Here is a 14,096-nt window from a genome sequence, read left to right as displayed (position 1 = left end):
AACATAGTATTTTTCTCTGCATAAGCTGTTATGGAACAGCGACAATATAAACAATGAGCGACAAAGCCGTACCAAAACCCATCCATTGCAATGACGTTCTTAATGTCTTTTTCTTCGGCAGCAACAAACACACACCAGTTAACACAAAAAACACCATCAATAGCGCAGTGGCATCAATAAACCATTTCCATACATCACCGCTATTGCGTCCTTTGTGTAGATCATTAAGCAGTGCGACAATACCGTAGTGCGTCGTTTCCACTTCTGCCTCGCCTGTGGTCATATCGACGAACACCGTTGCGTTATAGCCCGGACCTTTAAAGTCCATTGATAGTTCACCCACGAGCAGTTCGCCCGCTTCCACTTCGGTATAGACATCCAAGGCCGAGGGCATACCACTGAGTTGCACTTCTCGCTTTAAGTACGCGATCACTTCTGAACGGTTCGGTTGAAAACTAGTTGAAGATAAAAATAAGCTTGCTGCGGGGATAACTAATGCATGCTGCTGAACAATAGGCTCATTCCGTTCAAACAATTCAGAACGATTTAGAGTAATCCCTGTTATCGCAAAAAATAGAGTGACTAATAGCAACGCCATCGAAATATAGATATGTAAGCGTCTAGCCCAAGTCTGGACACCTTTGCTTTTTAGCAACATAAAGAGTCATCAGCCAAAAATTTAGAAGCCAATTTAGATGATAACTATTCGTATTGGCATTTAATTTACATTGTTTACATTGAGGAGATGCAGGTTCGAATGTTAGAAAAAAAAGACCCGAGCGAATGCTCAGGTCTCGATGAAACAGTGACTTAATATTAGGTATTACGAATTTTGGGTTCCACCTACTTTACGCAGTTGGGTCAAATACTTCACCCAGCTTTGTGTTTGGTCAGAAGGTTTAATCTCATGCGCTCTTTTCGCGTTTGCGAGTGCATCATCAAAGCGTTTCAGTTTATAGTATGCGCGAGCTTTGACTAACGCCACATCAGCTCGACGGCCACGAACATTGTCTAATGCAGCAAGCGCCTGTTTATAGTGCCCTTCTTGCACTAGCAATTGGGAATAATTCCAGTAGTACTTTGAGTTAAGTTTGGCAGCGACTTGCCAACTATCAATCGATTTCTCCCACTCTTTTGCCATTTGCCAATACGTGGCTTGCTGCGCTTTAAGTGCGCTATTGGAGTTTACATCGACAAGCTCATTCATCACTAACGCCGCCCGCTCCGGTATCCCACGATTCCCGTACAATTGAGCAAGCAGTTTTAGATCATTTTGACTTAGGTTCAAACCTTTTAGCTTAGCCAAAGCCAACGCATCAAGTGCACGCTTGTTGTCATTAATACGCATATTTAATGCAACGAGTTGACGCCACCACGCAAGCTTTTCAGGGTCAATCGCAATCAAACGCTTAATGGTACCAATGGCTGGCTTCCACTTTTTCAGTTCCATTTCAGCAGACAGCTTAATTGACAGCGGACCTAACTCGTCTCGTTTTCCATATTTGTCGTAGCGCGCCATGGCAGATAGCACTTTCTGCCACTGACTTAGCTGATAATGAGACTGAGCAATGCGTAACCAAATGTCATCGCCTTTTTGGCCCTTAGGTATGGATTGGCTCAACGCATAGTAGTGTGGCAGTGCTTTTGAATAGGCCTGCTCGTTCAACAAAATATCGGCCAACATTTTGCGCGTTTGCCAAGCTTGATCATCTTGCAGTAACTCACTGTCAACCGCTTGGCGCAATTGCTTAATCGCAGATTGAGTCCGCTGCGCTTGCCAATAAAAGATCCCAAGCATACGCGCAACGTACGCTTTGTCATAAGCTCTCGATAATTCGAGCGCCTCAAGTGTTGAAATGGCTTCTTTCAGATTGTCTTCTTGAGCCATGTTGTATGCCCGCTGAACGCGCACTGCGGTATACTGACTCAACTCATCCGCGACCGAGGTAAAAGTGCTGACGATCAACAGCGCAGCGATTAAGAATTTTTTCATCATTTTGCTAACTTGAACTCCACTTTTGCGGTTTGTCCGAACTGCTCAATTGACACACCATTCTCAACTTTTGGCTGATATTTCCATTTTTTGACGGCACGTATCGCCTCTCTCTCGAACATACGACTTGGCTCAGCTTCAATCACTTCGATATCTCTTGGACGTCCAGCCTCGTCGATTGTAAAGCGCAACACAACATAACCTTCGACCTTGCGTTTTAATGCCCGGCTCGGGTAACGAGGTTCAACACGATGCAAAGGCATAGCCTGCTGATTGCTCATCGTACCTTTTAGGTTTGGGGCGCTGATTGCGACGCCATCTAATGCGGTGTTTAAACCTAAAGCACTGATTGGCGTAACCTGACTCATCGCTTCAACTTGCGTTTGCGCCTGAGAGAGATCCATAGGTTCTGGGGCTTGTGGCGGCTTGGGCTGTTCAGGCACAGAGCGTTGACGGCGCTGAAGTTCGGCTTCATTTTCAACCATCACCATGTCAAAACGCACCGCCTCTGTTGCCTCTGGCACTCGTTTGTTGCCATTGTCGACCATCCATGCCATGAAGCTAAACAGACTCACTGAAATCAATAAGGACAGTGGTAGCGCAATAAACAGCCTTGCCATTAAGGAGCCTCCGCCGCCAACGCGATATTTTTCACACCCGCGCCTTTTGCCGCATCCATCACTTTCACAACGGTACCATTATAGGCATGCTCATCCGCTTGAATCACTAATGTCGCGTCGGGCTGGTCAAGCAATAAGTGTTCAATCGAAGCCTCGACACGTTCAACGTCCACCAATCGCTTATCGATATAAATATCATTCGCTGCTGTTACAGCAATAAAGATACCTGCCTCTTTCTGGCTCACGACATTTGATGCTTGTGGGCGATTCACTTCGACCCCAGATTCACGCACAAATGAGCTAGTAACAATAAAGAAAATCAACATAATAAAGACGATATCCAACATGGATGTTAAATCGACTTGTGCTTCGTCTTGTTGATTAGGTCTGCGTCCGAGTCTCACTTCTGACTCCTTAAAGATTGTTCTAGTTGAATAGCTCTGCGCTCACATACTTTGCTTAAACGAGCATGAATAAACATACCCGCTAACGCGGCTACCATTCCGGCCATTGTCGGCAAGGTAGCAAGAGAAATACCCGATGCCATCAATTTGGGATCGCTGCTTCCCTGAGAAGCCATGACATCAAAAACGGTAATCATTCCGGTAACGGTCCCAAGTAGGCCAAGCATTGGGCAGATTGCCACGAGTAATTTGATGGTTGACAGATTTTGGCGTAGTTCAATCTTCGCTTTTGCCACCCATCCTTCGCGGATTTGATGCGCGTACCAAGAGTGGTGATCAGATCTCAATTGCCATTGCTCGCGGAGCTGCTTTTTTACCTTAGGAAATACGGAGGTAAGATAGATCACACGCTCCATTACCAGTAACCAGCACACTGCAACAACCGCTGCCAACCACCAGAGAATTTGGCCACCTTGCTGCATAAAGCTCATCAAAGTCGTGGCCCAATCCTGACTGATCAAACCCAATGTGTTGAGTAGGATCTGCTCCATTACGCTGCGTGCTCCGCTCTGTTGTTCGCATTATTTCTGTCTTGCGGTAGGTCCTGTTCTGCCTGCTCGGCAACCAACCCAATACCTTGCTTCTCAAGAATATTGCGAATACTTTCTGCCTGAGAGCTCAAGACGTTGTGCGCTAGAAGCAATGGCATCGCAGCCACCAAACCAAGCACTGTCGTCACCAAGGCCATTGAAATACCACCCGCCATGACTTTCGGATCCCCGTTGCCAAACTGAGTAATCACTTGGAACGTTTCGATCATACCCGTTACGGTACCAAGCAAACCCAGCATTGGCGCAAGCGCAGCAAGCAACTTGAGCATGGAAAGGCCTTTTTCCAAATGCGTTTGCTCATCAACCACAGCTTCAAGCAGGCGTAATTCTAACGCTTCAACACTGCGGTGCTTGTCTTTTTGATAAACGCTCAGTACTCGACCAAGTGGGTTATCACCGGCCTGCTCCGGGGTCTTCAACTGTTTTGCAATTTTTTGCCGTGCAATAACTAGCGATGCTCCGCGAACCAAAGCAATCACTAAACCAATAGCAAGCAAACCAAGGATAATTTTACCCACGACACCACCAGCGCTAATGCGATCTTGTAATGTCGGAGAGTGAGCTAATTGCTCTAATAGCGTGCCGCGCGATGGGTCGATGACAATCGCATCAACGTCACCCGAACTCAATGTCTGAGCGGTTGGGCCATTGTCTGGCTGGCGAAGGTAGTTCACTGCATCACCACGTTGTCCGTTCCAGTTCACGTATCCATTGTCACTCAATAGTGCCATCGCACCTAGACGCACACCATCAACGGTTTGCTCTCTGCCTTCGCCATCTAACAAAGTAAAAGAGACATGAGCAAGTTCACCACTGGCTTTAATTTGCTCTTCCATGCTGTGCCACATTGCCTTCAACTGAGGGAGCGTCGGTAGAGATTTAGCGGTAACTATTGCGTCAATATCGTCCTGATAAGAGTTTGCGTCTACACTAGTAACAGATTGTTTTAGTTCAGAATCTAGCTCCTTGGCACTTTGACGTACGACCCCAAACAACTCACCCAAACTACCTGACTCTAAACGGAGCTTTTCTTCAAGTTGGGCTAGCTGCGCTTCATTCTCACTGAAAGATGTACTCAAAGAATCTGCTTCAGCTTGAATCGCAGCGCGCTCTGATACTAGACGGTTTTTAAGCGCTTGTAGTTCCTGCTCTGTTCGTTTGAAGCCAGCTTCTCGTTCCGCGTTGTGCGTGCGTTGTTGACGACTTTCTTGTTGAGCTTTCTGTACTAGCGAATCAGCAAATGATGCATGAGAAGTCATTACTGCGGTGGAAATCAAAGCAATCGATAATAGTCTTTTCATCATTTATTTGCCCTCCGCAATGCTCAGCGATACCGGTAAGGTAAGAATATCAGGCGCAATTTGCTTGTTTGCCATCGCAAATGCTTTGTCCAATTCCACTTTTTGATCGGTGGAGACTGGCTGCCACTCTCGCTGCTGCTGGGACCAGCTCCAGAAGGTTTCTCCTGATAGACTCCGTGCCACTAAAGTTGCACGACCTAAATATAAGATGTCTGCCTCAACCCGTTCGTTGGCCGCGAGTTCGATCTTCCCTTGATACACACCAAGTTTCGTTCCGTAGTCCATCTCTATTTGGTACGCCTCTAGAATACGGCGAAATTTTTCTGCATCGGCGACATCTGCGCGAGTCATCATTTCATCGAGTTTAGCGATACGCTCTTCACGTTGCGCTTTTCGAATTGGCTTATCATTCGCCAGAATCGTTTTTAAACCATCAAGCATGTGATACATCAGTGGTACAACACCCTGACGCGTATGAGCTATCTGATCAATTTGCTCATTTAAGTTTTCAACTTCCTGATTTTGGTTTTCTACGAGACTTGCAAGATGGTCTCGATAGATTTCTAAGTTGCTCACTTCTTCTTGCAATTGCTCAATTTCAGACTCTAACGTCAACGCTTTTTCTGCGCTTGCATCAATACGGTTCTGGCTGACCGCAGAGGCTTGGTTAGTTTTGCTCTGCACTGCTTGTGCATCGTTGAGATTCTCCGCGTGAACAGGAATCAAAACCGATGAGATCAATAGTGCGATACTTGATTTCATTAGATTCATACGAGTTTTAATGTAATTTCCTAAAAACGATCAAAGGGGAAGATGCCCTTCCCCTTCGCTAAGCCAATTTGTTATCAGTACTTAAACTGAATCGTCGCCATGTAATTTCGGCTTTCGCCAATCACTACACCGCTTGCTCCATCTTGTTGGCTATTCGTGCTACCGCCACCCGCTAGGTAGTCGGTGTCGAACAGGTTCTCAACATTGAACCGAGTCACGATATCCAAGTTTTCATCGTACTGGTGTTTGTATGACACGCCCATATCAACACGCGCATACCCGTCTTTCTTAAATGTGTTCGCTGCGTCTCCGTAGCGCTCACCTTCGTAAATCAAACCAAGATTCACATTGGTATTCTCTTGGACTTTGTAGCTAGACCAAAGACTTGCGGCAAACTCAGGAACGTCAGCAGGACGATTACCCTTGTATTCTGCACTCTCTTTAATTTCAGCGTCCAAGTACATAGCAGAAGCGGTTAACGATAACGCCTCTGTAACAAAACCTTGCGCAATAAACTCAGCGCCTTTATGAACTTGCTCACCATCTTGAGTTCTGTTGTACATTAAGTCACCAGCAACATCAAAACCGTCTTCTACGTCAAGAGCAATATTCTCTAGTGTGATATCAAATAGCGCACCAGACACAAACAAACGCTGATCGAACAGTTCCCACTTGGTACCAATTTCATAAGAGATACCACGTTCAGCATCAAGCTCTTCACCATCGTTTGTATATCTATCATCATTGACTTTACCCTGTGGCATGAAGCTTTCAGAGTACTGTACATAGACAGAACCGTTATTGCTTGGATGGAAAATCAAACCAAACTTTGGTGATACTTGATTTTCAGTCAGCTCGTCAGTGCTTCTTTCGTCGTAACGAACGCCCGCTAATACCTGCCAGTAATCGTTGATGGTCATCATATTCTGTGCGTAGATACCCCAGGTATCGTACTCACTCGTCGGCCACTTACGCGAACTGGTCGGTTCTGGTCGCGTTACCGTTTGCCCAGCCGCAACATCTTCACCATCGTGGAACGCCATAAAACGGTCATACTTGTAATCAAGGTAGTTAGCACCAATGAGAAGTGTGTTATCTGTCCCCAAAATTGAATAGTTTGTCGTGACATCAATATACGCGGTATCAAACACCCAGTTATCAGTACGTTCGTTGCCTTTATGCGTTATTGTTCCAGCTTCTTCATATTGGCCAAAACGTGGGTAAGACTCAACATCAAAGCGCTTAAAATCTTGGCGGTTGACACCCGCTTTAACGTTTACGTTGTCCGTGACTTGCGCATTGATATCAACGCCATAGTTTTCTACTTCGTTGTCAATCTTCGACCACTGAGCATCCCAAATATACTTATCACCGCGAACCGCTTTGTCACCAATAACATAAGCGCCCGAATCCACGTTACCCTTGTCTTCAGTACGATCGTAATGGGCGGATACCATAATGGTATCGGTAACATCGTAGTCAACCATTACGCCACCGACCATACGGTCTGTTTCAGGCTCTGTACCATCCCCATATCGGCGTGAAGAGCCATAACTTTCTTTGGCGAAAATAGCGCGAGCTCTTAGGGTTTCGTCTTGGTTTAATGCACCGCTAACGTCCAATACAGTACGAGAACGATCATGAGATCCAAGATCTTGACTCAAACTAGCTTGAGTTTTCGCGGTCGGCTTCTTCGATACCATGTTAACCAGACCACCGGGCTCAGACTTGCCATAAAGCAATCCAGATGGACCTTTAAGCACTTCAACTCGCTCCAAGAGCTCAATCGGCTGGCGGTAATGAGACCAATGTTGACGTCCATCTTTTAAGAAACCATCCGAGCTGCTCAATTCAAACCCACGTAAAGAGAACCGCTCGCGGTTTCGACTTGTACCACCAGCGCTAACACTTGCATCGTTGCGTAGTACTCCACCCAGTGTGCTTGCTCGTTGTTCATCAATCACAGTTTCATCAATCACTGCAACCTGCCCCGGGGTTTCAAGTTGCGTCATCTCCATACGCATTGCGGTACTGTTTGTATCCGCCTTGTAACCGAACTCTCGGCCTTCGACCACAAGATGTTCATCTGTTTGAACTTCAGCCATTACAGGTGCTGCCAGCACCGCACCGATCACTAACGCCAGGTGGCTCTTAGTTAACATATCCTTTCACTCCGAATTTTTTCGAAATACACATCTCCCTTGATGTATATCCGCTCAATTATTTCGCGGGTGAATATAAGTGATAATTATTACCATTTGCATTAAATTTACATTCTTTGCATTTGCCAACTTTTGTAAAGCACTCTCGATAAACAGAGTCTCTCACTGTGACATAAATCACAAAAAAGAGTTGGTCGTTCACTATTTTTGTTTGAATAAAAGTGAAATACATAATCCGCCTTTCGAGCGGTTTCGAGCCAAAACCTGCCCTCCCATAATACGCATCGATTCCTTAACAATCGCCATACCTAAACCATAACCACCTGACTTTTTGTTTCTCGATTGATCTAAACGCGTAAAGGGGTCAAAAATATCCCGCAGATTATGTTCGGGAATCCCAGGTCCATCATCGGAGACCGACAACACAACATAATGTTGCCCGTCGTTGACATGATTGGCTAATGACACCACTATCTCGGCTTGCTCTCCCGAATATTTGATCGCGTTAGCAATCACATTATTCATACAACGTACGACCAATAATTCATCACAATATACGTTTGTATCACAAACGTCTGAAATTAAGGTCAGTGTTTGCTGTGGCTTTAAATCGACTTTGTAACGCTCGACTTGTGGCGTGATAAGGTTTTCTAAATCAATCACTGCTCCGGTATTGTTGTAGCAAGTATTTTCAAGCCGACTGAACTCAAGGATCTCGCGTATCAAACTATTCAGATCTTCTGCTTCTTCTTCAAGTCGATGTACTAAGGCTTGCTCTTCTAACCCGACACGCTTTTTAAGCAAATGTAAGACTAGATTCTGCCTTGCGAGTGGCGTTCTGAGCTCATGAGACACGTCACGAATCAAAAGCCTTTGTTTTCTGGTCAGAAGTCGAATTTGTTCTGTCATGTGATCAAAATCTTGAGCAAGCTCGTTGAACTCAGTCGTCGTCGACTTCAACTCCTTCACTACGCTGACATTAAAGTCGCCGTTGGATAACTTTTTACTCGCTTCTCTCAATCGGTCCAATGGTTGCTGTAAGTTGCGTGCCATCAGTAATGAAAACAGCACTAAAATAACGGCAGCAATAACGACTTTTATAATAGAAAAGTACAGCACAAAATCGTTTGCAGGATGCAGTTGGTGAGGAATTTGAATCGCTAAATTATTGTTGTTTACTAAGGGAATGCTGATGATAGGTTGACTAACTCTTCCTTCTAATTGTGTATCGAGACTTCTTCTAAATTGAAGCTTAAACTCAAAGTGAGGATGCATTTGGCGGTGAGTGAGTGGCTGTAATTGGTCATCAAGAACAAAAACACGAAATTTCTGAGCGCGTGCCCAATCTGCAAGCTCATCCATGTCCCCATACCGAATGAGAACATTGGCCTGATGAGCAAGATCGAGCATTTCAATTTTAAGGCTATCCGGTACTTTTAGCATAGCTTTAACCATTGCTTGCTCAGCCAATGCTTGAAGGAGCAAAATACTGATCACAATGACGGACATATAACTAAATAGTTTGAAAGCTAAACGATCTTTTCGCTGTGCAATATAAGCCGTGTAGAATCGAATCATTAGATGTTTACGGCATCTAAATAGCTGTAGCCTTTACCCCTAAAGGTTTTAATACGTTGTTTAGACAGGCCGGCTTCGACTAATTTTCTGCGTATGTTGCTGATATGCATGTCTAAGTTGCGATCAAACGGGCTAAGGTCTTTTTTCAGCACTTCAGTTTGTAGCTCCGCTTTGGAGACGACAATACCTTGGTTTTTGACTAAATAACTTAATAAATCCGCTTCGGTACTCGTCAACGGTAAACTATCCAAGTTATCACTCATGCATTGAACAGTATTACTGATGGTTTGCCTTTGTCGCTCTAAGCCAACCCGTCGAAGCATTGCTTTGATGCGCATCAATAGCTCTGCAACGTTAAATGGCTTGCCGATATATTGATCCGCTCCCGCCTGATAACCATCTAGCATCGAATCTTCATCATTGAGTGCAGTAAGCATTAAAATAGGTGTAGCGAACCGCTGACATATTCGCCGTGCAACCTGCATTCCGCTCAAGTTGGGAAGCATGACATCCAGTAACACCAAGTCTACTGGGGCTTTTTCCATATACTGCAAGGCACTTTCACCACAATGCATTGCATGTACGGTATAGCCTTCATCCTGAAGAACGGCTTCCAATAGCTCACAAAGAGAAGCATTGTCATCTATGATCAAAACTCGCGACATAACAAACCAAAATGCAAATAAAAACGATTTGCATTTTATTACTCATTTATAGATTGAACAACTAAATATTGTATGCTTTTTATATGAGTGCGATGCATGTAATAGGATCTTGGAATCGGATGAGGACATTGGCGTATTTGCGCTCTCTGTCGCTCATCCAAGCTTAATGGAGAGATAGGGTCTGAATATTGAGCGATTCCGAGAGTGAGCTCGCAAACAGATATGTCTAGGTACTGCTGTACTCTCGTAATGATTTCCTGCTTAGCAACTTAATCCGGTTGATTTCGCGACATCTTCAACAACCTGTCTCAAATTCTGACTTATTGATTGGAGTGTTTTAAGCTCATCCCCCGTAAACGGATGAGTAAGAACCGATTCGGCCCCATTTTTTCCAACAACAGTCGGCAAACTTAGCACGACATTACTTAGACCATACTTACCTGACATCATTGTACCCACAGGCAAAACAGAGCGTTCGTTGATCATCACCGCTTGAATAATTCTAAATACACTCGCCGCAATACCATGCACAGTATTTTGTTTGCGACGAAATATTTCAAATCCCGCCTGCTTGACTGACTCTAACAGCTCATCAGCGTCAATACGTTTGATATTGTGCGTATCGCAATAATAATCGGCAGGCTGTCCAGCGATAGAAATCAAGCTTTTTGGGGTAAAGCAATGGCTACCGTGCTCGCCCAACACGTAACCGAAAATATTCTTCGGATCCAAGTCAACTCGGTTAGCAACGATGCTCATTAAACGAGCCGTGTCTATAACGCAGCCACTGCTGATCACTCTACTTGATGCAAAGCTTGTGTTAGCAGTGATAAAGTGAGTCACAATGTCGCAAGGGTTGGAGACAACGATAAGCACAGCCTTAGGAGCAACTCTCTCAATATTACGTGCAATATCTACGCCAATATTTGCGTTAATTTCCGCTATATCTAAACGCGATTGACCTTGTTTGATTTGAGCCCCAGCGGTGATAACGACAATGTCGGCTCCCAACAAATCGAGATAGTCGTTCGAGGGCACAATACGGGTATTTTTTGAAAACGTTAATGCCGTTGTATGACGAAAGTCAAACACCTCACCTTCCGCTCGTTCTAAATTTTGGTCTAACAACACCAACTCGCTCAGGCTACCTAATGTCAGCAAGTAGTTACACACGCCGACACCTACCGCTCCAGCACCAATGACACCGATTTTCATTTTCCTCTCCCTGATAATTTCATTGCCCCTGAAAAACAGTTCACCGTTTTACCCAAACAAGTGAACAATAAGAGCATAAATGTCCAATTCATTTATATTACTTAGAATTCTTTACCAAGCCAGAAATTTTATTCGACATAATAGGCCAGTGACCTACTCTGCTCATTCTTAATACGCGCCCATCACATACAAGCGTACTTTGCTGCCTCACTTCCTGATGGATACTAACGTAAGTCCAAGCTTTAGGCGTATCGCTAGCAACCATTTACACTATGAATTTTGAGGTTATTTAAAGAGAAAATAAGGCGTACAATCTGTTCATCATTCAAAGAATAAGAATAGTCTAATGAATACGCTGTTGATAGGTCACCGCGGAGTCGCAGGGCACTACCCAGAAAACACCAAAGTCAGTGTTCAAGCAGCCATTGATCTTGGATTAACGTGGGTAGAAGTCGATGTACAACCCACTAAAGATAAGATTTTAGTGGTTTGCCATGATCATACCGTAGACCGTTGCAGTAATGGAAAGGGACGAGTCGATGAACTTACGCTGGATGAATTATGCACTCTCGATTTTGGTCAATGGTTTGATCGTGCGTTTTCAGGTGAGCGGATTATGACCCTTAAAGAACTGCTGGAATTAGCGGCCAAACATGACCTCAATTTGAATATTGAAGTCAAAGTGGATCGCCATCCAACAGAGGAAGTAGCCCAAATCCTCAAGCAAGTTCTTGCCGACGGTCCTCTTTCACACGAAAAAATTCTTCTTTCGAGCTTTAGTCATGACGTGATTAGAGCACTCCACGAACACTGTAACGACTACCGCTTAGCTGTGCTTAGTGAATTTTTAACCAGAAAAGACAAAAGACTGTTAGAAGATGTAGGTGCCGAGTACTGCAACTTAAACATTAATTGGATTCGCGCACGCCAAATTAAGCAACTGCAACAGTCAGGGGTCAAAGTGATGTGTTACACCGTTAACAATCCAAACAAGCTGAAGCATCTCCCGCAACTAGATGGCTTTTTTACCGATTATCCCGATCGATTCCTGTAGCGGGCATCACGTTAATGGGGCTGTCAGCAACACAATCACCACTCGATAGCAATTGGTGTTCCCATTTTGACGAGTTTGATGAATTCATCCATCTCTTCGTTAGTAATGGCGATACAACCGTTAGTCCAATCAAAGCTTTGAATAAAGTTAGGGTCTTGAGTTTCGCCGTTTTTTAGGCCATGAATTTTGATATCTCCACCAGGGTCAACGCCTTGGCGGTGCGCCTCGAGGCGATCGATGGCGTCTGGGTAGCTAATATGCACAGAACGATAGTAAGCAGAATCATCGAACACGTAGTCGAGTGTATAGCTTCCTTCTGGCGTGCGATTATCCCCACGCTCTTGTTTGTGCCCTTTCGGATTTGCACCTAATGCGATACGGTACTCTTTAATAGTGACACCATTATCCATCAAATACATTCTGCGTTTCGATTTATCAACTTTTACGAGATCGACAGCGGCATGAGCACCAGATACAAATGCACAACACAAAAGTAAAGAACACCATTTTACCGACATTGTCAGAACGCCTAATCAAACAAGCTAAAAGGAAATACAAGAAGTCGTTATGCTAGTCAGTTGGTGATAACAAAGCAAACTGATTATCAAGAATCAACGTAAAAAGAGTTATCTTCTCCGTGTAGAAGCACAAAGATGCTGAACGATAACCAGTGTAAATCCGTTTATAAATTTATAAAAATAGAGAGAAAGTTATGATTAACATTGCCTTTTTTAGTGCTAAGTCTTATGACGAACACTCGTTTAATAAAGCAAAAAATGACCGAGATTTTGAATTTCATTATCACGACTTCCGCTTGACCAAAAAAACCGCCAAGATGGCACACGGATGTGAAGTCGTATGTGCCTTCGTTAACGATGATTTATCTGAGCAAGTGTTAAAGCAATTGGCGTTGGGAGGTACCAAGCTCATAGCAATGCGATGCGCGGGTTTCGACAAAGTTGATCAACAAGCCGCAAAAGCGCTAGGAATACAAGTTGTGCGTGTTCCAGCCTATTCTCCTGAAGCTGTAGCAGAGCACGCAGTCGGGCTAATGATGTGCTTAAACCGTCGACTGCACAAAGCATATCAACGTACCCGTGATGCCAATTTTTCACTAGAAGGCTTGGTCGGGTTTAACTTCTTCGGTAAAACGGTTGGTGTGATAGGTACCGGGAAAATTGGCGTCGCGGCTATTCGTATTTTTAAAGGCCTTGGCATGGAGGTATTGTGCCATGACCCTTATGAAAACCCTCAAGCAAAAGAATTAGGTGTACGCTACTGCTCTCTTGAAGAGATGTATACCAATGCCGACATTATTACTCTACATTGTCCTATGAGTAAGGAAAATTACCATTTGCTCAATACTAAAGCCTTTGAACAGATGAAAGATGGTGTCATGATCATTAACACCAGTCGAGGAGAACTACTCGATTCACTGGCAGCCATTGAGGCTCTCAAGCAAGGTAAAATAGGGGCACTCGGTTTAGACGTATACGACAATGAGAAAGAACTCTTTTTCCAAGATAAATCCAATGATGTCATTGTAGACGACGTATTCCGTCGTTTATCTGCTTGTCACAACGTCCTGTTTACTGGACATCAAGCGTTCCTAACACATGAAGCCTTGCATAACATCGCGACTGTAACACTTAATAACGTAGAAGCGTACTTCTCTGGGCAAACCTCAGGGAATGAATTGATCAACTAAATATAGGATAATAG

Annotated in this window: 14 protein-coding genes; 2 read left to right on the top strand and 12 right to left on the bottom strand. The window is 44.3% G+C overall.

Annotation, left to right across the window (positions count from 1 at the left end; all coding sequences use genetic code 11):
- Nucleotides 1–28 precede the first annotated feature (28 nt).
- The 11 genes from ONE56_RS14245 to ONE56_RS14195 form a co-directional block, all read right to left on the bottom strand.
- Nucleotides 29–658, bottom strand: a complete 630-nt coding sequence (locus tag ONE56_RS14245) for a PepSY-associated TM helix domain-containing protein (protein WP_423840880.1) — start codon at nt 656–658, stop codon at nt 29–31.
- 165 nt (nt 659–823) lie between these two features.
- Nucleotides 824–1,996, bottom strand: a complete 1,173-nt coding sequence (locus ONE56_RS14240) for a hypothetical protein (protein ID WP_423840879.1) — start codon at nt 1,994–1,996, stop codon at nt 824–826.
- Complete coding sequence (locus ONE56_RS14235; protein WP_041156297.1) at nt 1,993–2,613, bottom strand: energy transducer TonB; 621 nt, start codon at nt 2,611–2,613, stop codon at nt 1,993–1,995. The genes ONE56_RS14240 and ONE56_RS14235 overlap by 4 nt, the downstream gene beginning before the upstream one ends.
- Nucleotides 2,613–3,017, bottom strand: a complete 405-nt coding sequence (locus tag ONE56_RS14230; RefSeq protein WP_423840878.1) for an ExbD/TolR family protein — start codon at nt 3,015–3,017, stop codon at nt 2,613–2,615. Before ONE56_RS14230 ends, ONE56_RS14235 begins: the two co-directional genes overlap by 1 nt.
- The gene (locus ONE56_RS14225) at nt 3,014–3,568 is read right to left on the bottom strand and encodes a MotA/TolQ/ExbB proton channel family protein (protein WP_041156295.1); all 555 of its coding nucleotides are present in this window, start codon (nt 3,566–3,568) and stop codon (nt 3,014–3,016) included. Before ONE56_RS14225 ends, ONE56_RS14230 begins: the two co-directional genes overlap by 4 nt.
- Nucleotides 3,568–4,932: a MotA/TolQ/ExbB proton channel family protein gene (locus ONE56_RS14220; protein WP_423840877.1), complete on the bottom strand. Its 1,365-nt coding sequence runs from the start codon at nt 4,930–4,932 to the stop codon at nt 3,568–3,570. Before ONE56_RS14220 ends, ONE56_RS14225 begins: the two co-directional genes overlap by 1 nt.
- Complete coding sequence (locus ONE56_RS14215; protein ID WP_423840876.1) at nt 4,933–5,700, bottom strand: DUF3450 domain-containing protein; 768 nt, start codon at nt 5,698–5,700, stop codon at nt 4,933–4,935.
- A gap of 74 nt (nt 5,701–5,774) precedes the next feature.
- Nucleotides 5,775–7,862 (bottom strand): TonB-dependent siderophore receptor, encoded by a 2,088-nt coding sequence (locus ONE56_RS14210; protein WP_423840875.1) that lies wholly within the window; start codon nt 7,860–7,862, stop codon nt 5,775–5,777.
- 201 nt (nt 7,863–8,063) lie between these two features.
- Nucleotides 8,064–9,440, bottom strand: coding sequence for a histidine kinase sensor domain-containing protein (locus tag ONE56_RS14205; RefSeq protein WP_423840874.1), 1,377 nt, complete (start codon nt 9,438–9,440; stop codon nt 8,064–8,066).
- The gene (locus ONE56_RS14200; protein ID WP_423840873.1) at nt 9,440–10,105 is read right to left on the bottom strand and encodes a response regulator transcription factor; all 666 of its coding nucleotides are present in this window, start codon (nt 10,103–10,105) and stop codon (nt 9,440–9,442) included. Before ONE56_RS14200 ends, ONE56_RS14205 begins: the two co-directional genes overlap by 1 nt.
- 261 nt (nt 10,106–10,366) lie before the next feature.
- Nucleotides 10,367–11,320, bottom strand: a complete 954-nt coding sequence (locus ONE56_RS14195) for a lactate/malate family dehydrogenase (RefSeq protein ID WP_423840872.1) — start codon at nt 11,318–11,320, stop codon at nt 10,367–10,369.
- A 346-nt stretch (nt 11,321–11,666) separates the two neighbouring features.
- Here ONE56_RS14195 and ONE56_RS14190 point away from each other — a divergent pair, with 346 nt between their 5' ends.
- Nucleotides 11,667–12,374, top strand: coding sequence for a glycerophosphodiester phosphodiesterase family protein (locus ONE56_RS14190; protein WP_423840871.1), 708 nt, complete (start codon nt 11,667–11,669; stop codon nt 12,372–12,374).
- Between the two features lie 35 nt (nt 12,375–12,409).
- On the opposite strand, the gene ONE56_RS14185 is transcribed toward ONE56_RS14190, so the two are convergent.
- Entirely contained in the window at nt 12,410–12,892 is a 483-nt protein-coding gene (locus ONE56_RS14185; protein ID WP_041156288.1) for a L,D-transpeptidase family protein, read from the bottom strand.
- A 194-nt stretch (nt 12,893–13,086) separates the two neighbouring features.
- On the opposite strand from ONE56_RS14185, the gene ONE56_RS14180 reads away from it, so the two are divergent.
- Entirely contained in the window at nt 13,087–14,082 is a 996-nt protein-coding gene (locus tag ONE56_RS14180; protein ID WP_331438332.1) for a 2-hydroxyacid dehydrogenase, read from the top strand.
- Nucleotides 14,083–14,096 lie beyond the last annotated feature (14 nt).

The organism is Vibrio mytili, from assembly GCF_049563345.1.
Taxonomy (GTDB): Bacteria; Pseudomonadota; Gammaproteobacteria; order Enterobacterales; family Vibrionaceae; genus Vibrio; species Vibrio mytili.
The sequence above is the reverse complement of the archived record's forward strand: the minus strand, read 5'-3'. Positions and strand labels throughout refer to the sequence as shown.